The 23,275-nt window shown below is 67.5% G+C and carries 19 protein-coding genes and 1 pseudogene; 15 read left to right on the top strand and 5 right to left on the bottom strand.

Features of this window, described 5'->3' with window-relative positions:
• The first annotated feature begins 6 nt into the window (after positions 1 to 6).
• The 3 genes and pseudogenes from F1640_RS19215 to trxA all read left to right on the top strand — a co-directional run bounded on the left by F1640_RS19215 (position 7) and on the right by trxA (position 6,872).
• A pseudogene (locus tag F1640_RS19215) lies at positions 7 to 3,001 on the top strand (PD-(D/E)XK nuclease family protein).
• Positions 2,998 to 6,492, top strand: coding sequence for a double-strand break repair helicase AddA (gene addA, locus F1640_RS19220; RefSeq protein WP_194920793.1), 3,495 nt, complete (start codon positions 2,998 to 3,000; stop codon positions 6,490 to 6,492). The pseudogene F1640_RS19215 and the gene addA overlap by 4 nt, the downstream one beginning before the upstream one ends.
• A 59-nt stretch (positions 6,493 to 6,551) precedes the next feature.
• Positions 6,552 to 6,872, top strand: a complete 321-nt coding sequence (gene trxA, locus F1640_RS19225; protein ID WP_194920794.1) for a thioredoxin — start codon at positions 6,552 to 6,554, stop codon at positions 6,870 to 6,872.
• 124 nt (positions 6,873 to 6,996) lie between these two features.
• On the opposite strand, the gene F1640_RS19230 is transcribed toward trxA, so the two are convergent.
• Genes F1640_RS19230 through argJ form a run of 4 tightly spaced genes read right to left on the bottom strand, consistent with a single transcriptional unit; the run spans position 6,997 to position 10,075 of the window.
• Positions 6,997 to 7,812 (bottom strand): inositol monophosphatase family protein, encoded by an 816-nt coding sequence (locus F1640_RS19230; protein ID WP_194920795.1) that lies wholly within the window; start codon positions 7,810 to 7,812, stop codon positions 6,997 to 6,999.
• The gene (locus F1640_RS19235; RefSeq protein WP_194920796.1) at positions 7,809 to 8,240 is read right to left on the bottom strand and encodes a GFA family protein; all 432 of its coding nucleotides are present in this window, start codon (positions 8,238 to 8,240) and stop codon (positions 7,809 to 7,811) included. Before F1640_RS19235 ends, F1640_RS19230 begins: the two co-directional genes overlap by 4 nt.
• Positions 8,237 to 8,842, bottom strand: coding sequence for a glutathione S-transferase family protein (locus F1640_RS19240; protein ID WP_194920797.1), 606 nt, complete (start codon positions 8,840 to 8,842; stop codon positions 8,237 to 8,239). The genes F1640_RS19235 and F1640_RS19240 overlap by 4 nt, the downstream gene beginning before the upstream one ends.
• Before the next feature lie 6 nt (positions 8,843 to 8,848).
• Complete coding sequence (argJ, locus tag F1640_RS19245) at positions 8,849 to 10,075, bottom strand: bifunctional glutamate N-acetyltransferase/amino-acid acetyltransferase ArgJ (protein ID WP_194920798.1); 1,227 nt, start codon at positions 10,073 to 10,075, stop codon at positions 8,849 to 8,851.
• Positions 10,076 to 10,197: 122 nt separating this feature from the next.
• On the opposite strand from argJ, the gene F1640_RS19250 reads away from it, so the two are divergent.
• From F1640_RS19250 to F1640_RS19265, 4 genes are all read left to right on the top strand, one after another.
• Positions 10,198 to 10,701, top strand: a complete 504-nt coding sequence (locus F1640_RS19250) for an energy transducer TonB (RefSeq protein ID WP_194920800.1) — start codon at positions 10,198 to 10,200, stop codon at positions 10,699 to 10,701.
• Positions 10,702 to 10,735: 34 nt separating this feature from the next.
• Positions 10,736 to 11,041: a hypothetical protein gene (locus F1640_RS19255; RefSeq protein ID WP_194920801.1), complete on the top strand. Its 306-nt coding sequence runs from the start codon at positions 10,736 to 10,738 to the stop codon at positions 11,039 to 11,041.
• A 100-nt stretch (positions 11,042 to 11,141) separates the two neighbouring features.
• Complete coding sequence (gene secA / locus F1640_RS19260) at positions 11,142 to 13,880, top strand: preprotein translocase subunit SecA (RefSeq protein ID WP_125955435.1); 2,739 nt, start codon at positions 11,142 to 11,144, stop codon at positions 13,878 to 13,880.
• A 115-nt stretch (positions 13,881 to 13,995) separates the two neighbouring features.
• Positions 13,996 to 14,841 (top strand): TauD/TfdA family dioxygenase, encoded by an 846-nt coding sequence (locus tag F1640_RS19265; protein WP_206694720.1) that lies wholly within the window; start codon positions 13,996 to 13,998, stop codon positions 14,839 to 14,841.
• 701 nt (positions 14,842 to 15,542) lie between these two features.
• Here the strand turns inward: F1640_RS19265 and F1640_RS19270 are convergent.
• Positions 15,543 to 16,961, bottom strand: a complete 1,419-nt coding sequence (locus tag F1640_RS19270) for a sigma-54 dependent transcriptional regulator (RefSeq protein WP_124807440.1) — start codon at positions 16,959 to 16,961, stop codon at positions 15,543 to 15,545.
• Between the two features lie 183 nt (positions 16,962 to 17,144).
• On the opposite strand from F1640_RS19270, the gene F1640_RS19275 reads away from it, so the two are divergent.
• The 8 genes from F1640_RS19275 to F1640_RS19310 all read left to right on the top strand — a co-directional run bounded on the left by F1640_RS19275 (position 17,145) and on the right by F1640_RS19310 (position 23,265).
• On the top strand, positions 17,145 to 17,267 hold the full coding sequence (locus tag F1640_RS19275) for an aa3-type cytochrome c oxidase subunit IV (RefSeq protein ID WP_124807439.1): 123 nt from the start codon (positions 17,145 to 17,147) through the stop codon (positions 17,265 to 17,267).
• A 19-nt stretch (positions 17,268 to 17,286) separates the two neighbouring features.
• Positions 17,287 to 18,405 (top strand): NAD(P) transhydrogenase subunit alpha, encoded by a 1,119-nt coding sequence (locus F1640_RS19280; protein ID WP_194921560.1) that lies wholly within the window; start codon positions 17,287 to 17,289, stop codon positions 18,403 to 18,405.
• A gap of 14 nt (positions 18,406 to 18,419) precedes the next feature.
• Positions 18,420 to 18,704 (top strand): NAD(P) transhydrogenase subunit alpha, encoded by a 285-nt coding sequence (locus F1640_RS19285; protein ID WP_124807438.1) that lies wholly within the window; start codon positions 18,420 to 18,422, stop codon positions 18,702 to 18,704.
• Positions 18,704 to 20,254 (top strand): NAD(P)(+) transhydrogenase (Re/Si-specific) subunit beta, encoded by a 1,551-nt coding sequence (locus F1640_RS19290; RefSeq protein ID WP_194920802.1) that lies wholly within the window; start codon positions 18,704 to 18,706, stop codon positions 20,252 to 20,254. Before F1640_RS19285 ends, F1640_RS19290 begins: the two co-directional genes overlap by 1 nt.
• A 13-nt stretch (positions 20,255 to 20,267) precedes the next feature.
• Positions 20,268 to 20,594 (top strand): hypothetical protein, encoded by a 327-nt coding sequence (locus F1640_RS19295; protein WP_124807436.1) that lies wholly within the window; start codon positions 20,268 to 20,270, stop codon positions 20,592 to 20,594.
• A 129-nt stretch (positions 20,595 to 20,723) separates the two neighbouring features.
• Positions 20,724 to 21,416: an aspartate/glutamate racemase family protein gene (locus tag F1640_RS19300; protein WP_124807435.1), complete on the top strand. Its 693-nt coding sequence runs from the start codon at positions 20,724 to 20,726 to the stop codon at positions 21,414 to 21,416.
• Between the two features lie 9 nt (positions 21,417 to 21,425).
• Positions 21,426 to 22,598, top strand: a complete 1,173-nt coding sequence (locus tag F1640_RS19305; protein ID WP_194920804.1) for a deoxyguanosinetriphosphate triphosphohydrolase — start codon at positions 21,426 to 21,428, stop codon at positions 22,596 to 22,598.
• The gene (locus tag F1640_RS19310; protein WP_194920806.1) at positions 22,591 to 23,265 is read left to right on the top strand and encodes an NAD(P)H-binding protein; all 675 of its coding nucleotides are present in this window, start codon (positions 22,591 to 22,593) and stop codon (positions 23,263 to 23,265) included. Before F1640_RS19305 ends, F1640_RS19310 begins: the two co-directional genes overlap by 8 nt.
• Positions 23,266 to 23,275 lie beyond the last annotated feature (10 nt).

Consider the following 23,275-nt stretch of genomic DNA (forward strand, 5'->3'; position numbering starts at 1 on the left):
GAGCCAATGAGCGACAGAACGCCGCGAACGGGGCCGAAAGTCTGGTCGATCGCGGCGCACCGGGGCTTCGCCGACGCGCTCGTCGCCGGACTGATCCCGCGCTATCGCGAGGACGGCTTCGGGCTGGCCCGGCTGTTGCTGCTGCTGCCGAGCCGCCGCGCCGTACGCACGGTGACCGAAGCTTTCGTGCGCGCCAGCGGGGATGGCGGGCTGCTGCTGCCGCGCATGGCGGTGGTGGGCGATCTCGATCTGGACGAGACGCTGGGGCCGCTGCTCGATCCGCTGGGGCCGGGCGCGACAGTGCCGCCGGCGAGCGATCCGGTGTTCCGCCTGCTGCGCATCGCGGAAATGCTGCGCGCCGAACCGGAGACGGGCAATCTGGGCGAGGCCGGCCTGCTGCGGCAGGCGCGGTCGATTGTGCGCAGCATGGACCGGATGGCGGTGGAGGATGTCGCGCCCGAAAAGCTGCTGGACGAAGCGGTGATCGGCGCGGTGGGCGATCTTTCCCAGCACTGGACGGACAGCACGCGGCTGTTCGCGAAAGTGCTGTTCCGCTGGCGCGCCGAACAGGAGGCGCGGGGCGAGATCGACGCGCCCGAACGGCGCAACCGCCTGCTCGATCACGCGGCGCGGGCATGGCGGGACCATCCGCCGGCGCATCCGGTGATCGCCGCCGGGGTCACCTCGGCCGCGCCCGCCATCGCTCGGCTGTTGCGCACCGTGGCCGATCTGCCGGACGGCGGCGTGATCCTGCCCGATCTCGATCTGGCGCTGGAGGAACCGGTGTGGGACGCGCTGGGCGCGGCGGGGATGCCGGAGGAACCGGGCGGCCCGCCGTTCGCGCGGGGCGATGTGGTGACGCACCCGCAGTACCACCTCAAGCTGTTGCTCAACCGCATGGGCGTGGCGCGCGGCGAAGTGCAGCCCTGGCACCGCGCCGGGCTGGCCGCGGCCCCGCCCGAACGCAGCAGGGCGATTTCCAACCTGTTCCTGCCGCCCGAAGCCAGCACGGTGTGGGGTGAGCTTGCCCCCGGAACGGCGGCGGCTTTCGGGCGTGCGCACGATGGAGACCGCGCATACCGAGGAAGAGGCGCAGGCGGTGGCGGTGCTGATCCGGCAGGCGCTCGCCGAACCGGAACGGCGCGTGGCGCTGGTGACGCCGGACCGGGCGCTGGCGGTGCGCGTGGTCGCGCATCTGGCGCGCTGGAACATCGCGGCGGACGATTCCGCCGGCCGCCCCCTGCCGCAGACCCCGGCGGGGCGGCTGTTCCTGCAGATCTCCGAGGTCATGGCGGAGCGGGCCGCGCCGGTATCGCTGCTGGCGCTGCTGGCGCACCCGCTGGTCATGGCGGGAGAGGCGCGCGCGGCATGGCTGGAACGGGTGCGCCAGCTCGATCTCGTGCTGCGCGGGCCGCGCCCCGGGCCGGGACTCGAAGCCGTGCGCGCGGCGGTTAAGGAGCAGGACCGGCGCTATCCGGGCCTGTTCGACTGGTGGGATGAGGCGGAGGCGCTGCTGGGCCCGCTGCTGCTGTTCGATGGCGCCCTGCCGCTGGGCGCGGCGCTGGCGCTGTTGGCCGAAACCGCGGAGGCGCTGTGCGGCGAAGGCATCTGGGCGCAGCCCGACGGGCGCAGCCTGTCGCAGTTCGTGCAGCAATGGAGCGATGCGGCCGGCGAGGTGGTGCTGGAGACCGATCCCGCCGACCTGCCCGTGCTGCTGCGCGACGCGCTGGACGAGGTGGCGGTGCGCCCGCCCTATGGCGGGCATCCGCGCCTGGCGATCTACGGCCTGCTCGAAGCGCGGATGAGCCGGGCGGACCTGGTCATCTGCGCCGGGTTGACCGAGGGCACCTGGCCCGGTGCGCCCGCGCCCGATCCCCTGCTGGCGCCGCCGGTGCTGCGGATGCTGGGCATCCCCGGCGCGGATTTCCGCATCGGCCTGGCCGCGCACGATCTGGCCGCCGCGCTGGGGGCACCCGAAGTGGTGCTGAGCCATGCGCAGCGCGATGCCTCCGGACCGGCGATCCCTTCGCGCTTCCTGATGCGCATCCGCGCCATGCTGGGCAAGGAGCTGCGGCACGAGCACGGCGCGGTGCGCTTTGCCCGCGCGCTGGACGATGCGCCGCCCGCGCCGCCCTATCCCCGCCCAGAACCGATGCCATCGGCCGAACAGCGCCGGGTGCCGATCGCGGTCACCGCGCTCGACCGGCTGCGCGGCGATCCCTACCAGTTCTACGCCTCCGCCATCCTGGGCCTGCGCGCGCTCGATCCGATCGATGCTGATCCGACGCCGGCGTGGCGCGGCACGGCGGTCCACGCGATTCTGGAAGCATGGCACGATGCCGGCGCGCGGCCGGGCGAGCTGATCCCGCTGGCCGAACGCGCGCTGGCGGAGATGAGCGCGCATCCGTTCATGCGCGGGCTGTGGCGGCCGCGCCTGCTGGCGGGGCTGGGCTGGATCGAAGTGGAGCAGGAACGTCTGCTGGGCGAGGGGCGCGAAGTCCTTGCCTGGGAGGAAAAGGGCGAGATCACCGTGGACGGCGTGCGCATCCATGGCCGCGCCGACCGGATCGACCAACTGCCCGACGGCACGCTGGCGGTGGTCGACTACAAGACCGGCACGCCGCCATCGGCGCGGATGGTGGAGGAAGGCTTCGCGCTCCAGCTCGGCCTTGTCGGCCTGATCGCGCAGGGCGGCGGGATCAAGGGCGTGAGCGGGAAGCCGACACGGTTCGAATACTGGTCGCTGGCGCGCAACCGGGAGCGCGATTTCGGCTTCATGGAGGAGCCCGTGCTCGAAGGCCGCCGCAAGTCCGGCATTCCGCGCGAGGAATTCCTCGACCGCACGCGCGACTATCTGGAAGAGGCGATCGCGCGGTGGATAATGGGCAGCGATCCGTTCACGGCGCGGCTCAATCCCGATCTGCCGGGCTATTCGGACTATGACCAGTTGATGCGGCTGGACGAATGGCAGGGCCGCGGCCGCGCCGGGGACAGGCCATGAGCGGGGAGCAGCCAAGCCGCGTCTATCCGCTGAAGGACAACCAGGCGCGTGCGGTCGATCCGCGCCGCACCGTGTGGCTCAGCGCGTCGGCGGGCACGGGCAAGACGCAAGTGCTGTCCGCGCGCGTGTTGCGCCTGTTGTTGCAACCCGGCGTCGAGCCGGAGCATCTGCTGTGCCTGACCTTCACCAAGGCCGGCGCGGCCGAAATGGCGACGCGCGTCAACGAGGTGCTGGCCAGCTGGGTGCGCCTGCCCGAAACCGCGTTGGCCGAACAGTTGATCGCGATCGGTGCGGACTATGGCCCCGAAGCGCTGGCGCGCGCGCGCAGCCGGTTCGCGGCGGTGCTCGATTGCCCCGGCGGTGGCCTGCGGATCGAGACGATCCACGCCTTCTGCCAGTGGCTGCTCTCGGCCTTCCCGGTGGAAGCGGAGCTGATGCCCGGCACCCGCGCGATGGAGGACCGCGACCGCGCGCTGCTGGTGCGACAGGTGCTGGCCGACCTGCTGGTGAGCGCGGAGGAACAGGGCGACGAAGCGCTGCTCGATGCGCTTTCCGACCTCAGCTTGCGGATGGCGCAGGATCAGGTCGAGGCGTTCCTGCTGCGCTGCGCCGGCGCGCGTGACCTATGGATCGGACACGGTGCGTGGCAGCCGCCGCTGCGCCCGCGCATCAACCGAGCGCTGGGGCTGGACGCGGACGAGGACGGAACGGACCTTGCCGCGCTGTGCGCAGACGATGCCTTCGATGTGCGATCGGTACGGCGATGCCTGGAAGCCAACGCGGAATGGGGCACGAAGAGCGGGATCGAGACCGCCAATGCCTTGGGCGACTGGATTGCGCTGCCGCCCGAACGGCGGTTGGACGCGCTGGACCTGCTGGCCGACCAGTTCCTGACCAAGGCGGGGCAGCCTCGCTCGACCACCAACATCGCCAAGAAAGCGCCGGACTATCCCGAATATGCCGCGCGCGTGATCGGCTGCCTCGAAGCGGTGCGCGAACGGCGCGCGCTGGTGGCGCTGGCGGCGATGCTCGATCCGGCGCTGACGCTGGGCCGCCGCTTCGCCCTGGCGTGGGACGAGGCCAAGACGCGCGAAGGCTTCATCGATTTCGACGACCAGATCCGCACCGCCGCCGCGCTGCTGACCGAGAAGGCGAGCGCGGAGTGGATCCGCTTCAAGCTCGACCGACGGTTCGATCATATCCTTGTCGACGAGGCGCAGGACACCAACGCGGCGCAGTGGCGCATCGTGCTGGACGGGCTGGTGGCGGACTTCTTCGCCGGCGAGGGCCTGCACGGCGACGCGCTGCGCACGCTGTTCGTGGTGGGCGATTACAAGCAGGCGATCTTCCGTTTCCAGGGCACCAGCCCGGAGAACTTCGCGGCGGCCAAGGCGCGGGTGGAACGCCAGCTGCGCGATGTGGCGGACGTGCTCGACGACCGTTCACGGACGCTGTTGGGGCTGGGGCTGGGGCGGTCCTACCGCACCTCGCAATCGGTGTTGTCGTTCGTCGACCGGGCGATCGCGCATATCGGGCCGGACCGCTTCGGGCTTGCCGAACCGCCCGAACCGCATGTGGGCGAGGAACGGCCGGGATTGGTCACGCTATGGCGGCCGGTCGGGATGGCGGCCGATGGCGAGGACGAGGACGCGCCCGAAGCCGGGGAGGAGGGCGCGGAAGGCTGGCTCTCGCGCCCCGACCGCGATCTGGCGGACCGGCTCGCGCGGCAGATCAGGGCGTGGCTGGAAAACGGCTTCCCGCTGGCCAAGGGCACGCCGCGCTTCGCCAACGCGGGCGACATCATGGTGCTGGTGCGCAAGCGCAAGGAACTGGCCGGGCTGATCGTGGCGCGGCTCCATGCGCAGGGCGTGCCGGTGGCGGGCGTGGACCGGCTGCGGCTGGGCGCGCCGCTGGCGGTGAAGGACCTCGTCGCCGCGCTGCGCTTCGCCGCGCAGCCGTGGGACGATTTGAGCCTTGCCGGCCTGCTCGTGTCCCCGCTGATCGGGTGGACACAGGAAGAGTTGCTCGAACATGGTTATCGCGGGGCAGGCACGCGGCTGTGGGACCACCTGCGCGCCAGCGAGGGGCCGAAGACGCACGCCACGATGGAGCGGTTGCGCGCGCTGCTGGCGCGGGCGGACTACGAAACGCCGCAGGCGATGCTGCACTGGCTGTTGCTGGGGCCATGGCAGGGGCGGCGCGAGCTGGTGGCGCGGCTGGGCCGGGAAGCCAATGATCCCATCGACGAATTGCTCAACGCCGCGATGGCCTATGCCGTCGGCAACGTGCCGAGCCTGACCGGCTTCCTCCAGTGGTTCGACGCGGGCGAGGGCGAGCTGAAGCGCGAGGCGGGCAAGAACGAAGGACTGGTGCGGGTGATGACTGTGCACGGCTCCAAGGGCTTGCAGGCGCCGATCGTAATTCTGGCCGATGCCGCCGACGATCCCGATGCCTCGCCCGTGCGCGGGCTGGAGGTGACCGAAAGCGTGCTGGGCGAAACCCGCAAGGTGCCGCTGCCGCCGCTGCGCAAGGAGGAAAAGGCCGGGCCTGTGCGCGAGGCCGAGGCACAGGCCGCGCGCGAGGAGCGCGAGGAGCACTGGCGCCTGCTCTACGTGGCGATGACCCGCGCGGAGGAGGCGCTGTTCGTCACCGGATCGCTGGGCGGGCGGCGCAAGGAAATTCCGCCGGAAAGCTGGTACGCGATGCTCGAGCCGTTGTTCGGCACCGACGAATGGATTGCGGACCCGCTGTGGGAAGGGCGCCGGCAACTGGGCGCACCGGCGCCTGCGCCTGCGCCGTCCGCCGGTGCCACGCCAGCGGTCGTCGCGCCGCGCGAGGTGCTACCCGCCGAGCTGCTTCAGCCGATCGGTCCCGAACCGCGTCCGCCGCGCCCCCTCGCACCATCGGCCATGGGCGAGGACGACGCGCCCGATCCGCCGATCCGGCCGGGGCCGGGCGCGCTGCTGGCGGCGCGGCGGGGCACGCTGGTTCACAAGCTGATCGAGCGCCTGCCCGAACTGCCGCGCGAGCGCCGCCGCGATGCCGCGCTGAACTGGCTGGCGCGCGCGGGCGGGGAGTTCCTGCCCGAAGACCATGCGGCGATGGCGCAGGCGGCGCTGACCGTGCTCGATCACCCGGACTGGCAGGACGTGTTCGGGCCGGATTCGCTGGCCGAAGTGCCACTGGCGGCGGTCGTCGAAGGGCGCGTGGTGACGGGCACGATCGACCGGCTGATCGTCCGCCCGGACCTGATCCGCATCGTCGATTTCAAGACGGCGCGCCGACCGCCCGCGCGAATCGAGGAGATTCCGGCGGCCTATCTGCGCCAGATGGCGGCCTATGTCGCGGCGCTGAAGGTGATCCATCCCGGCCGCCGCGTGGAAGCCGCGCTGCTCTATACCCACACGCCGCAACTGTTCGCCTTGCCGGAGGCGCTGCTGGCGGCGCAGAAGCTGGACCTTTCCTCCGCGCAGGAATCCTTTTCCGCGTGATCTGTTGTTTCTAGACAGGGACCGCCTAGATTGGCGGCCAAGACCAGAAGGAGTTACCGATGTCCACCAAAGCCGTCACCGACGCCAGCTTCGCCGCCGACGTTCTCGAATCCGACAAGCCCGTGCTGGTCGATTTCTGGGCCGACTGGTGCGGCCCGTGCAAGATGATCGCGCCGGCGCTGGAAGAGATCGCCGAGGAACTGGGCGACAAGCTAACCATCGCCAAGATGGACATCATGGAAAACACCGGCATTCCGGGCGAAATCGGCGTGCAGTCGATCCCGCTGCTGGTTCTGTTCAAGGGTGGCAAGCCGGTGGCGCAGAAGCTGGGTGCCGCGCCCAAGAGCCAGCTGAAGGGCTGGATCGAAAGCGTTCTCTAAACCCGACGAAAGTGCCCTGAATCGTCATTGCGAGGGGCGAGGCCCCGCGGCAATCCAGAGCGGCACGCCGGACTCTGGATTGCTTCGCTCACGCTCGCAATGACGGGGCGGGGTACGTCGGGGTTCACTCGGCGGGCAGGGCGTTCAGGCGCTCCGCCATGGCATCCCACAGAGCAGGCGTTGCCGCCGCGATCAGGCCCGGCTCCAGATGCCGGTCCAGCAGGTAGGGCGAACCATCGGGCCGCGCGGCCTTGCCGCCGGCTTCGTTGACGAACAGCACGCCCGCCGCATGGTCCCACGCCAGCGTGCGTTCGAAGATCGACAGGTCGTTCACGCCCAGCACGATGCGCGGATACTGCTCGGCCGCGCAGCGCGGGATGTCCACCAGCGTATAGTGTGGTGCGATATGCTGGCGCATCGCCTCGCGCTTGTTTTTGTCCACGAACACCAGCGAGATCGCGGCGACCGGCGGTTCCTGCCCGGTCGCCTGCGCCATCACGCGCTCGCCGTTCACCCACGCACCCTTGCCGCGATGGGCGATGCACAGCCGGTCGATCAGCGGATCGTAGATCCAGCCCGCCACGGTCTCGCCCTTTTCCGCCAACGCGATCAGGATCGCGAACGGAGGCTTGCCGGCTGCGAAATTGTTGGTGCCGTCGAGCGGGTCGATCACCCAGCACAGGCTGTCGCCCAGCCGGTCCATCAGCGCCGGATCGGCATGGCTGCCCTCTTCGCCCACGATCGCGGCTTCGGGCAGGATCTTCGCCAGCCCTTCGATCAGCAGCGCCTCGCTTTCGGTATCGGCGATGGTCACGACATCGTCCGCCGCCTTGGCCACGATCTGGTGATCGGCAAGCTGGCGATAGTGCCGCAGCAGCGTGCGTTGGGCGGTATCGCGCATCAGCGCGGCGACGGCGGTGTCGAGAGCGGATTCCGTCATGAAAGTCCTTCGGCGCGCGAACGCGGGTAACGGGGAAGATCGTCGGCCGGCTCCGCCCAGGGGATGCGGCTGGCGTAGAACATATGGAAGCCCGGCGTGACGCGTTCGGGATGATCGAGCGTGGCAAGGCTGAAATCGAAGGTCGCGGGGGCGGACGTGTCGCGCATCAGCAGCGGCGTTCCGCAGGCGCGGCAGAACCAGCGTTCGCCGCTTTCGCTGGAAGATACCCGCCCGATGGACGCAAGGCCCTGTTCGACCACGAAGGCATCGGCCGGGACGGAAGCGAAGGCCATGGCCGGGCTGCCGGAATTGAGCTGGCAGGTGCGGCAATGGCACCAGCCGGCGTCGGTCGGCGCGCTGGCCAGCCGGTAGCGCACCGTGCCGCACAGGCAGCCGCCGGTCCAGTCGCCGCTCCCGTCCCCGCTCATGTCAGCGGGATCATGACCTGGCTGGCATAGCCGGGACGTTCGCGCAGCCGGGCGTACCATTCGGCCACGTGCGGCACATCGGGGCGCGGTACCGCGATGCTGTAGAAGGTGTGGGCATAGACGCCCATCGGGATGTCGGCGATGCCGAAGCGGTCACCCGACAGCCATGGGCGTGTGGCGAGTTCGGCGTCGAGGATGCGCATCATCGCGCCCGAGGCTTCGGCCGAGCGGGCGACCGCGGGATCGCTGGCGTCCTTGCCTTGGCGCACGCACCCCAGGAACGCATCGCGCTGCGCGTCGGCGAAATGGAACTGCCAGTCCATCCACTTGTCGCCCATTGCGCGGATGGCGGGATCGTCAGCGCGCAGCGACGGGGCGTGACGATCCGCCAGATAGCGCAGGATCGCGTTCGATTCCCACAGCACCAGATCGCCGTCCTCGATCGTCGGGATCATGCGGTTGGGGTTCTTGGCCAGGTATTCCGGCGTGAAGCCGAACGGGCCGCCCATGTCGATCCGGCGGTGCGGCAGGTCCATCTCGATCGCGGCCCACGCCACTTTCTTGACGTTGTGCGAATTGAGCCGTCCCCAGATCGTGAGCATCGCGGGTCAGCTCCGGTAATCGGCGTTGATCGAGATGTAGCCGTGCGTGAGATCGCAGGTCCAAACCGTTGCGCTGCCATCACCCAGGCCGAGATCGACCTCGATGCATATCTCGCGGCCCCTGAGATGCGCGGCGACCGGGCCTTCGTCGTAATCGGCGAGCGGCTGGCCTTCCTTCGCCGCCCAGGTGCCGCCGAAGCCGATCGACAGCCGGTCGCGGTCGGCCGGTTCGCCGGCCTTGCCCACGGCCATGACCACGCGGCCCCAGTTAGCGTCCTCGCCGGCGATGGCGGTCTTGACCAGCGGCGAATTGGCGATGGCCAGACCCACGCGGTGCGCGCTTTCGTCGCTGACCGCCCCGGTGACGTGGACGGTGATGAACTTCTGCGCGCCTTCGCCGTCCCTGACGACGAGATGCGCCAGTTGGCGGCACACGTCCTCCAGCGCGGCGGCGAAGGCATCGGCGCCGGCGCTGTCGAACGAGGCCAGCGGCGCGTTGCCCGCCTTGCCGGTGGCGAAAGCCAGCACGGTATCGCTGGTGGAGGTATCGCTGTCCACGGTGATGCAGGAAAACGTCCTGCGGTTCGCCGCCGAAAGGAGTTCCTGAAGGAAGGCCGGCTCTATCGCCGCATCGGTGAAGACATAGCCCAGCATCGTCGCCATGTCGGGCGCGATCATGCCCGAACCCTTGATGATGGCGCTCAGCGTGACCTTGATGTCGCCCACCATAGCCGTGGCAGTGGCGCCCTTGGCGAACGTATCGGTCGTGCCGATGGTGCGCGCGGCGTCCTCCCACGAACATTCGGGTGCGGTGAGCGCGGCCTCGACGCCGGCGCGCGCCTTGTCCTTGGGCAGCGGCACGCCGATCACCCCGGTCGAGGACACGAACACCTGCTCCTTCGCGCAGCCGAGATGGTCGGCGACTTGGGCCATGATCTGTTCCACCGCCTCGCGCCCGCGATAGCCGGTAAAGGCGTTGGAATTGCCGGCGTTGACCACCAGCGCGCGGCCCAGGCCCTGCGCGATATTGGCGCGGCCAAGCTCGACTTCCGAGGAGCAGCAGACGTTGCGGGTGAACACGCCCGCTATCGAGGTGCCCTCGGCCAGTTCGACATAGGTCAGATCGCATCGGCCCCAGTCCTTGTAGCCGGCGCGGGCGATGCGCGGCGTCACCCCGGCGATGGACGGAAGGGCGGGAAAAGGCGTGGCGAGCGGAGAGATGGCGTCGGACATGGGCCAAGCGGTTAGCCCCCGGCCACGCTGATCGCAAGCCGCCGGCGCGTGTTTTCGATGCCCGATGCCGATGACCGCTTTGACGCTTTACCCGAAGGAAAATTCCGGGCACGGAGGCGGCCATGCGTATCAAGACCCTGCTGCTGACCGCCATGACCTCCCTTACTTGCGTGGGCCTTGCCTGCGTGAGCACCGCGCAGGCCGCCGCTCCCAAGGGACCCACGCCGAGCAACAACCCCGGCACCTGGATCGGGGCGGACGACTATCCGAAGGACGCGCTCGCCGCTGGCGCGGAAGGCGCGGTGGCGTTCGATGTGACGGTTGGCGCGGACGGCGTGCCGACGGGCTGCACGGTCACGACGGGCAGCGGCTCCGCCGCGCTGGACGAAGCCACCTGCCGCCTGGTTTCCACGCGGGCGCGGTTCAATCCCGCGACCGACGCCGGGGGCAAGGCGGAAGCGGGTCACTACCGCAACAAGATTCGCTGGGTCTTGCCCGAACAGACGCAGCCCGTGCTGATCGTGCCGCGGGCCGGCCCGTGGATGTGGTCGCGCGATTGTCGGGTGCTGGCTGATGGCGATCCGGCGGCCGCGCTGCGGGTGATCGCCAGCGCCACTTGCAACTGAGATTCACCCTGGAGGCATTTCGCGGCGGTTCGGCATGGACGGATCGCGCGCGAGATACTATCTGACTTCGCACATGCGCCTGTTGCTCGCCCTTCTTGCCCTGTTGACGGGGCTGTCCTTCCCCGATGTCGCATTGGCGACGTCGCGGATGGAAGTGGCGGATTCGGGCGTTTCGGTGGCTGTCGCCACGCCCGCCGCGCCGCGTGCGCAAAGCTGCGCCGGGCAGGGCGGGGAAGCCCCGCGCAAACGTTCGACGGTGCAGCGCAAGATGCTGCGGCTGCCCACGGTGGCGCTGGCGCGGACCTGCGGCATCCTGCTTTCGGATCGCGGGCGCGAATAAGCCGCGCGTTTTCGGACCCGCTTTCCCCGACCAGACGCCGCGCCAGCACGCCACAGCGATGCGCGCGGCCAGTACATCTCTCCAAATTCAGGATATTTCCATGCTCGGCTCGCTCGCCAAGGCCATTTTCGGCTCGTCCAACGACCGTTACGTGAAGTCGCTCGACAAGATCGTGCGCAAGATCGCCGCGTTCGAACCGCAGGTTCAGGCGATGAGCGACGCGGAACTTAAGGCGCAGACCGCCAAGTTCCGCGAACAGCTCGATCAGGGGCAATCGCTCGACGACATCCTGCCCGAAGCCTTCGCCACCGTGCGCGAGGCGTCGATCCGCACGCTGGGCCTGCGCCATTTCGACGTGCAGATGATCGGCGGCATCGTGCTGCACCGAGGCGAGATCGCGGAAATGCGCACCGGCGAGGGCAAGACGCTGGTGGCGACGCTGGCGGTGTACCTCAACGCGCTGGAAGGCAAGGGCGTTCACGTCGTGACCGTCAACGACTACCTCGCCAGGCGCGACGCCGAGACGATGGGCGTGCTCTACACGTTCCTGGGCCTGACCGTGGGCGTGATCGTGCCGAACCTCAACGAGGAGGAGCGCCGCGCGGCCTATAACGCCGACATCACCTACGCGACCAACAACGAGCTGGGCTTCGACTACCTGCGCGACAACATGAAGCACGAGCGGTCGCAGATGGTGCACCGCCCGTTCAACTACGCGATCGTCGACGAAGTGGACTCGATCCTGATCGACGAGGCGCGCACCCCGCTGATCATCTCCGGTCCGACCGACGACAAGAGCGACCTCTATATCTCGGTCGATGCCGTGGTGAAGCAGGTTGCGCCCGAGCTTTACGAAGCCGACGAGAAGACCAAGAACATCACGCTGACCGAAGAAGGCGTGGAATGGATCGAGCGCAAGCTGGAGGAAGCCGGGCTGCTGGTCGGCTCGAACCTCTATGACGTCGAGAACACGATGGTCGTCCACCATCTCGACCAGGCGCTGAAGGCCAACGTCATGTTCAAGCGGGACATCGACTACATCGTGAAGGACGACAAGGTCGTCATCATCGACGAGTTCACCGGCCGCATGATGGACGGCCGCCGCTGGTCGAACGGGCTGCACCAGGCGGTGGAGGCCAAGGAAGGCGTGCGGATCGAGCCGGAAAACCAGACGATGGCCTCGATCACCTTCCAGAACTACTTCCGCATGTACCCCAAGATTTCGGGCATGACCGGCACCGCCGCCACCGAAGCCCCGGAATTCTTCGACATCTACAAGATGAACGTCGTCTCGATCCCCACCAACGTGCCCGTCATGCGCGTGGACGAGGAGGACGAGTTCTACAAGAACACGTTGGACAAGTTCGGTGCCATCGCGAAGCTGATCCGCGAGCGCTACGAGATCGGGCAGCCGGTGCTTGTCGGCACCGTCTCTATCGAGAAATCGGAACTGCTTTCGGACTTCCTGACCAAGGAAGGCGTGAAGCACAGCGTGCTCAACGCCCGCTTCCACGAGATGGAAGCGCATATCGTGGCGCAGGCCGGCCGCCTTGGCGCGGTGACGATCGCCACCAACATGGCCGGGCGCGGCACCGACATCCAGCTGGGCGGCAACATCGAGTTCCGCATCGCGGATGAACTGCGCGACGTGGCCGATGGCCCCGAACGCGATGCCGCGATCGAACGCATCCGCGCCGAGGTGGCCGCCGAAAAGCAGAAGGTCCTCGAAGCCGGCGGCCTGTGCGTGATCGGCACCGAACGGCACGAAAGCCGCCGCATCGACAACCAGTTGCGCGGCCGTTCGGGCCGTCAGGGCGACCCGGGCCTCAGCAAGTTCTACTTGTGCCTGGAGGACGACCTGCTGCGCATCTTTGGGCCGGACACGCTGTTCGCCCGAATGATGAACTCCAACCTTGCCGATGGCGAGGCGATCGGTTCGCGCTGGTTGTCCAAGGCGATCGAGACCGCGCAGAAGAAGGTCGAGGCGCGGAACTACGACATCCGCAAGCAGGTCGTCGAATACGACGACGTGATGAACGACCAGCGCAAGGTGATCTACGAACAGCGCGCCGACATCATGGACGCCGACGCGATCGGCGAAGTGGTGGTGGACATGCGCCACGACACGATCAACGCGCTGGTGGCCGACGCCTGCCCGCCGGGCTCCTATCCGGAACAGTGGGACGTGGACGGCCTGCGCCAGCGCGTGGCCGATACCCTGGGCCTGGAAGCGCCGCTGGAGCAGTGGATGGAGGAAGAGGCGGTCGAGCCCGAGATCATCGAGGAACGCCTGACCGAACTGGCCGACGCGCACATGGCGGGCAAGGTCGACGCGCTGGACGAGGCTTCGTGGCGCGGGCTTGAAAAGTCGATCCTGCTCGAACGGCTCGATCACCACTGGAAGGAACACCTCGCCACGCTGGACGCGCTGCGGCAGGTAGTGTTCCTGCGCGCCTATGCGCAGAAGACGCCGATCAACGAATACAAGCAGGAAGCCTTCGGCCTGTTCGAGAAGATGCTGGACGCGATCCGCGAGGACGTGACGCGCATCCTGATGACCAGCGAAATCCGCATGCGGCCGGCGGATGATTTCCAGCTTCCCGAACTGCCCGATTTCCTGACCAGCCACATCGATCCGTTCACCGGCGAGAATGACGCGGTGCAGGTGCCGGGCGCCGCTGCGATGCTGGGCGCGCTGGGCGGGGCGGAAGCGGGCCTCGCCACGCTGCCTCCGGTTGGCACGGAAGATCCCTTCGCCGGGCAGGGCGTCAGCCGCAACGCGCCGTGCCCCTGCGGTTCGGGGCAGAAGTACAAGCACTGCCACGGCGCGGCGGTCTGATCGCCGGTTTGCCGCCGGCCGGCCCCATCGTCCGGCGGGAAGCGGGTGCAATTTCGATTGCCTGCCGGGAAAGAATTGGCATGGTGAATGCCAAGGCTGTCCCGGGAGAGCAGGCATGGCAATGGAAATCAGGCAGACGGGCGTTTTCGGCGCGGAAATCACCGGCGTCGATCTGGCGCGGCTGAGCGATGAAGAGTTCGGCGCGATCCGCGAGGCGTTCGTCGATCACGGCGTGGTTTTCTTCCGCGATCAGGATCTGACCGAAGACCAGCACATCGCCTTCGCCCGGCGCTGGGGCCAGATCAACATCAACCGCTTCTTCGCCGCGCATCCGGCGTACCCGGAAATCGCGCTGGTGGTGAAGGAAGCGGCGCAGAAGGACAACATCGGCGGCGGCTGGCACACCGACCACAGTTATGACGAGGTGCCCGCGCTCGGCTCGATCCTGCTGGCGCGCGAAGTGCCGCCATCGGGCGGCAACACGCTGTTCGCCTCGATGTACGCGGCCTATGACGCGCTGCCGGACTACCTGAAGCGCGAGATCGAGGGCGTGCGCGCGGTTCACTCCGCGAAGCACATCTTCGGCACGAACGTGCGCGAGGAACTGCGCAACGCCGATACGCATGAAGGGCGCTTCGGTAACGCCGCGGTGGCGGACGTGCTGGCTGACGTGACGCACCCGATCGCGCTGGTGCACCCCTTGAGCGGGCGCAAGGCGATCTATGTCAACCCGGCCTTCACCATCGGCGTCGTCGGGCGCGACGAGGAAGCCGGTCAGCAGTTGCTGACCGAACTCTACAAGCACTGCGTCGAAGGCGATTTCGCGACCGAATTCGTCTGGGCCGAGGGATCGATGGCCTTCTGGGACAACCGCGCCACCTGGCACTATGCCCTGAACGATTACCACGGCCACCGGCGCGAGATGCACCGGATCACACTGGAAGGCGAACCGCTGCCCTGATCGCGAATACGCGCCCTTGTGCGCTCCCGGGCTGCGTGGACAAATTCACGGTCGGTTCGGACTGCAGATGTTCGGGACTTTTCGCCATAGCGGCCATTCCGGAGACGACGTGGTTGCCGACCGAGCGAGGATCGTTCATCTCGTTCCCATGCGGATCAAAGCTCCATATGCACTATATTTGGCTCTTTTGGCTTCGTGCCATGACCAACCTCAAACGCAGACTTCCGCAAAGATCGTTGACATTTCGCAGCGGGTATCTCGATGGCATGCCGGCGAAGTTGTCATCACTTTTCAAAACCCCGCAGGGCTTACGGGCATGCGGACTATGCTGCTCTCTGAAGTGCGCTGTTCAGTAGGTGACATCGTACCAGCAAGTGCCAAAGGCGTATCTTTACAAATGGCCGTAACAGCGTGCCGGTGATGACGTCCGCTTTCCCCGCCATTTCCGCCGGATTGGCTATTCCGCAAGCGACGCGATTGCGGACTTTGGCATACGAAACCCCGTTCGTCCTGAGCCTGTCGAAGGACGCGCATTGTGCCGGCCTCGCGCGCTAAATCGCCTCAAGATGAACCGTATCGCGCATCCTTCGACAAGCTCAGGATGAGCGGATTTGGGGATTGGGCGACAGTACGCTAACCGCGCCCGTTCCCGCGCCCTCCAACAGCGGATATTGAGACCCGCGGATATCATCCATGCAACCCTACGCGGCGTTGTCGATGCCCAGTTCCGACAGCTTGCGATAGAGCGTGGACCGGCCGATGCCGAGCCGGCGGGCCACCTCGCTCATGCGGCCGCGATAGTGGCCGATGGCGAGACGGATCACGTCGGCCTCGATTTCTTCCAGTGGGCGCAGGTTGCCATCGGCAGCGTAGAGCATGACTCCCGCGCCTTCGCTGTGCTGCGGGTTGTGGCGCGGCGCTTCGCCGACCATCATCGAGAGATTGGGGAAATCCTGCGCGGTCAGCGCCTCATTGTCGCAGAACACGGCGGCGCGGAACAGCGTGGCCTGCAACTGGCGGACGTTGCCCGGCCAGTCATAGGCCGAAAGCAGCGCGAGCGCGCCATCGGTGATCCCAAGGTGCCGAAGGCCCGGCTGCTCGCCGATCCGGGCGAGGAAATGGCGGGTCAGCGCCGGAATGTCGCCGCTGCGTTCGCGCAACGGCGGCAGGCTGACCAGCACCGTGCTGAGCACGTCGACCAGATCGGGACGGAACAGCCCGACATGCTGCAGTTCGCGCAGCGAACCGTTGCTGCACGCGATCAGTCGCACGTCCACGCGGAAGCGGTGGCGCGCGCCGATCGGCTGCACATCCCCGCGTTCGAGGAATTGCAGCAGGCGTTCCTGCACATGCGGATTGAGGCGGTCGATCTCGTCGATCACCAGCGTTCCGCCGTCGGCATGCTGGAGCGCGCCGGCCTGCCGTTCGAACGCGCCGGGGAAAGCGCCCTTTTCATGCCCGAACAGCACGGATTCGATCTGGTTGCCGGGAATGCCGCCGGCATTGACGATGCGCAGCGGCGTCTTGGCGCGAGGGGAAGCGGCGTGCATTGCACGCACCAGCATCTCCTTGCCGCTGCCGGTCTCGCCCTCGATCAACACGGTGCCCTGCGTCCGCGCGGCCTTGGCCGCCACGGCGAGCGCGGCGCGGAACGAGGGCGCGGCCCCGATCATCGAATCGAAATCAAGCGCGGCGCCGATCTTTTCGGTCAGCGGTTGCAGTTCCACCGCCGGCGCCTCGCGCGTGGTCGCGCTGCGCAGCGCCTGGAGCAGGCGATCCGGGGCGACCGGCTTGATGAGATAATCCGTGGCGCCCGCGCGCATGGCTTCCACCGCGAGCAGGGGCGAGGAACTGGTGGTGAGCATCAGGATGGGCAGAGCGGGCCGGCGGGCCTTGAGTTCGGCGATCAGCGCGCAGGCATCGTCGCCGGGCACCCACTGGTCGAGAATGATCGCGCCAAGCTGCATCCCCTGCCGCGTACCCAGGGTAGCGATCGCGGTTTCGGAATCGCGCGCGATGATCGTGCGCCATCCTTCCCGCGCGGCAAGAGCGGTGATCAGCCGGCACTGTGCCGGCTCGTCATCGATCAACATCAAAAGGCGGTCTTCGGGCTCTGCCATGGTCTTCCCGGTCAATGATCCGCGCTTCTGTTACGCCTATCGGGTAAAGACCCTGTTAAGCGTGGCGACCGTCACGCAGCGGCGCGGACGCGCTAAGAACACGGTTCGTTCTTGAGCGAACCGGACGGTGTCGTTAGAGAGACCGCGAAGGCGCTTCGGTGCGCCGGGGGAAAGAGGTAGATCATGACTTCCGCGAACGACATGAAGGCCGCCGAGGCCACCTATGCCGGCTTCATCAACCTCATCAAGATTTCGGTGCCGGTGATCGTGCTGATCGTCGCTTTCGTTATCGTGGTGATCCAGTAACCGGCGCGTGGGCGAAACCATAAGGATCGCCGTCCTTCGGGAACGCGCGACGGGAGAGAGCCGGGTTTCGGCAACGCCGGAAACGGTAAAAAAGTTCATCGGCCTCGGCGCCACGGTCAGCGTTGAGAGCAACGCTGGCGCGACGGCCTCGATCGCCGATGACGATTACCGCGCGGCGGGCGCCGAGGTTTTGACCGAAGGCGCGGCAAAGGATGCGGACATCGTGCTGGGCGTGCAGGGGCCGGAGGCCGATCTGCTGCCTGGCGTGAAGCCCGGGGCGTGGATCGTCGCCGGGCTTGATCCTTTCGGCCGGCGTGACCGGGTGGACGCCTATGCCGCCGCCGGCCTGGAAGCGCTGGCGATGGAATTCATGCCGCGCATCACCCGCGCGCAGTCGATGGACATCCTGTCCAGCCAGTCGAACCTCGCTGGCTACAAGGCGGTGATCGTCGCGGCGGACCTTTATGGCCGCGCCTTTCCGATGATGATGACGGCGGCCGGCACGGTAAGCGCGGCCAAGGCCTTCATCATGGGCGTGGGCGTGGCGGGCCTTCAGGCCATCGCCACCGCGCGCCGCCTGGGCGCGCAGGTTTCGGCGACCGACGTGCGCTCGGCCACGAAGGAACAGATCCAGTCGCTGGGCGCCAAGCCGATCTTCGTCGAAAGCGTGGCCGGGATCGAGGGCGAAGGCAGCGGCGGCTATGCCACGGAGATGAGCGAGGAATACCAGAAGGCGCAGGCCGAGCTGGTTTCGGCGCATATCGCCAAGCAGGACATCGTCATCACCACCGCATTGATCCCTGGCCGCGCCGCGCCGCGCCTGATCAGCGATGCGCAGATCGCAACGATGCGCCCGGGCAGCGTGATCTTCGACCTGGCCGTGGCGCAGGGTGGCAACGTGGAAGGATCGGTGCCCGATCAGGTGGTGGAGAAGCACGGCGTGAAGATCGTCGGCTATTCCAACACGCCCGCGCACCTGCCGGCCGATGCGTCCGCGCTGTTCAGCCGCAACCTCTACAACTTCCTCTCCGCCTTCTGGGACAAGGAGCAGGGCAGGCCGGTGCTGGACGAGGAAATCGGCAATGCCATCCGCCTGACGCAGGGCGGCAAGGTCGTCCACGAACGACTGCTCGGCTGAGGGGGGCCACACTCATGGATTTCATCTCGATCCTGTCGATTTTCGTGATGGCCTGCTTCGTGGGCTATTACGTGGTGTGGTCGGTCACCCCGGCGCTCCACACGCCGCTGATGGCGGTGACCAACGCGATCTCGTCGGTCATCATCGTCGGCGCATTGGTGGCGAGCGCGGCGGCCGGATCGCCGGTTTCCAAGTGGCTCGGCCTTGGCGCGGTGGTGCTGGCTTCGGTCAACATCTTCGGCGGCTTTGCCGTCACCGCGCGCATGCTCGCGATGTACAAGAAGAAGGAGAAGAAGTGATGGAACACGTCACCGCCACTCCTTCGTGGGCGATGCTCGCCTATCTCGTTTCCGGCGTGCTGTTCATTCTGGCGCTGCGGGGGCTGTCCAGCCCCGCGACCAGCCGCGCGGGCAACCGCTATGGCATCATCGGCATGACCATCGCCGTGGTGACGACGCTGGTTGTACACGCGCCCTTGGGCGGGCTGGGTTGCGCTCATGGGCCGTGCATCCCCTACCAGGGCGACTTTGTAAACTTGGCGTCCGCATTCGAGATCCTTGCCGCAATTGCCATTGGCGGCAGCATTGGCTGGTTCACCGCCCGCAAGATCGCGATGACCGACATGCCGCAGCTTGTTGCGGCGTTTCACTCGCTGGTCGGCCTTGCGGCGGTGCTGGTGGGCCTTGCTGCTTACCTCAACCCCGGCGCGTTCGGTATTGAGGGGGTAAGAGAGGCTGCGGGTTCGTTGACCAACACGAATCTGCCCAATGCCGTCTCTGCATCGGTGCAACTCGAATATTTCATTTTCCCTCAGTCCCGCGTCGAGATGGGGCTTGGCATCGCCATCGGCGCGATCACGTTCTCGGGTTCGGTCATCGCGTTCCTCAAGCTGGCGGGCAAGATGAGCGGATCGCCGATCCTGCTGCCGGGACGCCACGTGCTGAACCTCGGCACGCTGGTCGCGATCCTGGGTCTGGTGGGGTACTTCACGCAGGACCAGGCACCCTGGGTGATCGCCACGATCACGGTGCTCAGCTTCCTGATCGGCTTCCTGCTCATCATCCCGATCGGCGGCGCGGACATGCCGGTGGTCGTCTCGATGCTCAACTCGTACTCGGGCTGGGCGGCGGCGGCGATGGGCTTCACGCTGCACAACACCGCGATGATCATCACCGGCGCGCTGGTCGGCTCGTCCGGCGCGATCCTGTCCTACATCATGTGCAAGGCGATGAACCGCGGGTTCCTGTCGGTGATCGCGGGCGGCTTCGGCGCGGACGCCGGAGCCGGTGGCGCCGGCGGCGCGGCCAAAGAGCAGCGCCCGTGGAAGCGCGGCTCGGCCGAGGACGCGGCCTACATCATGAAGGAAGCCGAAAGCGTCATCATCATCCCGGGCTATGGCATGGCGGTGGCGCAGGCCCAGCACGTGCTGCGCGAGATGGGCGACCAGTTGAAGGCCGCCGGCGTCAACGTGAAGTACGCGATCCACCCGGTGGCGGGGCGCATGCCCGGCCATATGAACGTGCTGCTGGCGGAAGCCAACGTGCCCTATGACGAGGTGTTCGAACTGGAGGACATCCAGGGCGAGTTCGCGCAGGCGGACGTGGCCTTCATCATCGGCGCCAACGACGTGGTGAACCCGGCGGCCAAGACCGACAAGTCCAGCCCGATCTATGGCATGCCGGTGTTCGACGTGGAGAAGGCCAAGACGATCTTCTTCATCAAGCGTTCGATGGGCGGCGTGGGTTATGCCGGCGTGGACAACGACGTGTTCTACATGGACCAGACCATGATGCTCCTCGCCGACGCCAAGAAGATGGTCGAGGATATCGTCAAGGCGCTGGCCCACTGATGGAGGCACGTTGATGCGCCGGATCGGGATGTTCGCCGCGCTGACCGGCGCGCTGGCACTGGCTGCCTGCGCGCCGTCCAAGCTGGCCTATGGTCAGGTCAAGAGCGCGATGATGGATGCGGGGCTGTCCGAAGCCAATTCGGCCTGCATGGCGACGCGGATGACCGACCGGCTTTCGCTTGGCCAGTTGCAGAAGCTGAAGCAGCTCAAGGGCGATAAGCGTTCGCTGTTCGATTATGTTTCGGCGGTGCGCCGGGTGGGCGATGCGCAGGCGATCGAGGTGACGGCGAGTTCGGCCGCGCTGTGCGCGGTGGGGCTTGCGCCGGAGAAGCGCCGGTAGGGCGTTCCCTCGCGGGGGCGGGCAGAGGCACAATCCGCCGGATTCCGTGTCTCTCCCGCTGGACGGCGCGCACGCCCTTTCGTAAGGCCGGGGCGACGAGGGTGGTCGCATTCCCCGGGAGATCTGACTTTGCGTAAACTCGGCCTTATCGGCGGCATGAGCTGGGTTTCTACCCGCACCTACTACGAACACATCAACCGGCTCGTTCAGGCCAGAACGAGCAAGCTGGCCAGCGCGCCGCTGCTGATCGAAAGCCTGGATTTCACCGATCTTGTCCGCCTGTCCACGCCCGAGCAGTGGAATCACGCGGCAGACGTGCTGACGGCCAGCGCGCAGCGGCTGGAGCAGGCCGGCGCCACCGCGATCCTGATCGGCGCCAATTCGATGCACAAGGTTTATGACAAGGTGGCCGGCGCGGTGCAGGTGCCGGTGATCCACATCGCCGACGTGGTGGGCCAAAAGATGCAGGCCAATGGCGTCAAGACGGCGGCGCTGATCGGATCGCGCAACGTCATGATCGAAAGCTTCTATCGCAAGCGGCTGATCGAACATGGCGTAACGCTGCTGCCCCCGGTGATGGACAGCGTGGAGGAAGTGGACCGCATCATCTACGAGGAACTGATGCAGGGCCGCGCCACGCGATCGGCGGAGCGCACGTTCAAGACCATGATCACCAACATGGAGCGCGATGGCGCGCAGGCGATCGTGCTGGGCTGCACCGAACTGGACATGGTGATCGATGTCGATGCCAACGTGCTGCCGATCTATGACGGCACCGCGATCCATGCCGAAGCGGCGGTCGACTGGATCCTGGGCGGGTAGCCGATTGCCGTGACCGCCACGCGCGCGCCCTATGCCAGCGATCCGGCGCAGTCGCGCGGACGGGAATACCCGCTTGAACCGTCGACCGCGCGCGGCCCGCGCAGCGAATTCCAGCGCGATCGCGACCGGATCATCCATTCGATCGCGTTCCGCCGGCTGCGCCACAAGACGCAGGTGTTCATCGCGCCCGATGGCGATCATTACCGCGTGCGGCTGACGCACAGCCTGGAAGTGGCGCAGATCGGCCGCGTGATCGCGCGGGCGCTGGGGCTGGACGAGGATCTGACCGAGGCGCTGTGCCTGGCGCACGACATCGGCCACCCGCCGTTCGGCCACGCCGGCGAGGACGCGCTGGAAACCGCGATGGCGGACCACGGCGGGTTCGACCACAACGCCAACACGCTGCGCGTGCTGATGCGAATGGAAAGCCCCTATTGCGGGCACGAGGGGCTGAACCTTTCGTGGGAGCTGCTGGAGGGTCTGGCCAAGCACAACGGCCCCGTCCACGCGCCGACCTGGGCGCTCGCTGAACTCGACGCGGCGTTCCCGCTCGATCTGGGGCAGCGCGCTTCGCTGGAAGCGCAGGTGGCGGCGGTGGCGGACGACATCGCCTATGACAACCACGACATCGACGACGGCCTGCGCGCGGGTTTCCTGACGATCGACGAGCTGCTGGAACTGCCCTCCATCGCCGACCAGTGGCGCGCGATCGAACGGCGCTTTCCGGGTGGGCAGCGTGATCGCCTGCAGCGCGAGCTGGTGCGCGGGCAGATCGGCCGCATGGTCAACGACGTGATCGCGGAAACGCGCCGGCGCCTGGCCGAAAGCGGCGCCGAAACGGTGGATGACGTGCGCGCCGCGCCGCTCGCGCTGGCCGGTTTCTCGGCCGGGATGGCGGACGAGGAGCGTGCGCTCAAGCGCTTCATGTACGACCGGCTCTATTACCACCCCGAACAGATCGCCACGGCGGAACGCGCGTGTTCGGTGATCGCCGCGCTGTTCACGGCCTATGCCGAGGACCCTGCGCGGATGCCGGAAAGCTGGCAGCGGCAGATGCCGCAAGGCGAGCCAGGCCGCAGCCGGCATGTCGCCGATTTCATTGCGGGGATGACCGACCGCTATGCGATAGACAGCTTCACACGGCTGTTCGGCAGCGCCCCCGAGGGCCTGAGCAATGTCTAACGAAACGCGCATCGCGCTGCTGGGCGCCACGGGCATGGTCGGGCGGCAGGTGATGGAAAAGGCGGTGGGCCGGCGCGGCCAGCGGCTGATCGCCATCGCCCGGCGCGAAGTGCCGTTGCCACCGGGCGCGCGCATGGAAATGCTGCTGTCCGATCCGGATTACTGGCCCGATGCCATCGCCGCCGCGCGCGCGGACGTGGCGGTGATCGCGCTCGGCACCACGATGCGCGCCGTGGGCGGGGACAGGGACGCGTTTCGCGCGGTCGATCACGATCTGGTGCTGACCTGTGCCCGCGCCGCGCGCGAGGCCGGGGTGCGCCAGCTGATCGCGGTATCCTCGGTCGGCGCGCAACTGGCGTCGAAGAACTTCTATCTCTCCGTGAAAGGTGAGGTGGAGGACACGCTGTCGCGGCTTCGTTTCGGCCGACTCGACATCCTGCGCCCCGGGCTGCTGCGTGGGCGGCGCGAAGGGCCGTTGCGCATGGGGGAACGCGTGGCGATGATCGCCAGCCCGGCGGCGGACCTGTGTCTGCACGGTTCGCTGCGCAAGTACCGCTCCATCCGCGCTTCCGTGGTGGCGGAGGCAATCCTTGGCCTTGCCGGGATCAAGCCCGACGGGCGCTTCGTGCACGAACACGACGCGATCCTGCGCGCCACCCGCCGCTAGTATCGGGCGC

Origin of the sequence: Novosphingobium sp. NBM11, assembly GCF_015390225.1 — a bacterium.
Taxonomy (GTDB): Bacteria; Pseudomonadota; Alphaproteobacteria; order Sphingomonadales; family Sphingomonadaceae; genus Novosphingobium.

Coding starts and splice junctions, on each gene's coding strand:
- addA (WP_194920793.1), top strand. CDS start 2,998: ATGAGCGGGGAGCAGCCAAGCCGCGTCTATCCGCTGAAGGACAACCAG.
- trxA (WP_194920794.1), top strand. CDS start 6,552: ATGTCCACCAAAGCCGTCACCGACGCCAGCTTCGCCGCCGACGTTCTC.
- F1640_RS19230 (WP_194920795.1), bottom strand. CDS start 7,812: ATGACGGAATCCGCTCTCGACACCGCCGTCGCCGCGCTGATGCGCGAT.
- F1640_RS19235 (WP_194920796.1), bottom strand. CDS start 8,240: ATGAGCGGGGACGGGAGCGGCGACTGGACCGGCGGCTGCCTGTGCGGC.
- F1640_RS19240 (WP_194920797.1), bottom strand. CDS start 8,842: ATGCTCACGATCTGGGGACGGCTCAATTCGCACAACGTCAAGAAAGTG.
- argJ (WP_194920798.1), bottom strand. CDS start 10,075: ATGTCCGACGCCATCTCTCCGCTCGCCACGCCTTTTCCCGCCCTTCCG.
- F1640_RS19250 (WP_194920800.1), top strand. CDS start 10,198: ATGCGTATCAAGACCCTGCTGCTGACCGCCATGACCTCCCTTACTTGC.
- F1640_RS19255 (WP_194920801.1), top strand. CDS start 10,736: ATGGACGGATCGCGCGCGAGATACTATCTGACTTCGCACATGCGCCTG.
- secA (WP_125955435.1), top strand. CDS start 11,142: ATGCTCGGCTCGCTCGCCAAGGCCATTTTCGGCTCGTCCAACGACCGT.
- F1640_RS19265 (WP_206694720.1), top strand. CDS start 13,996: ATGGCAATGGAAATCAGGCAGACGGGCGTTTTCGGCGCGGAAATCACC.
- F1640_RS19270 (WP_124807440.1), bottom strand. CDS start 16,961: ATGGCAGAGCCCGAAGACCGCCTTTTGATGTTGATCGATGACGAGCCG.
- F1640_RS19275 (WP_124807439.1), top strand. CDS start 17,145: ATGACTTCCGCGAACGACATGAAGGCCGCCGAGGCCACCTATGCCGGC.
- F1640_RS19285 (WP_124807438.1), top strand. CDS start 18,420: ATGGATTTCATCTCGATCCTGTCGATTTTCGTGATGGCCTGCTTCGTG.
- F1640_RS19290 (WP_194920802.1), top strand. CDS start 18,704: ATGGAACACGTCACCGCCACTCCTTCGTGGGCGATGCTCGCCTATCTC.
- F1640_RS19295 (WP_124807436.1), top strand. CDS start 20,268: ATGCGCCGGATCGGGATGTTCGCCGCGCTGACCGGCGCGCTGGCACTG.
- F1640_RS19310 (WP_194920806.1), top strand. CDS start 22,591: ATGTCTAACGAAACGCGCATCGCGCTGCTGGGCGCCACGGGCATGGTC.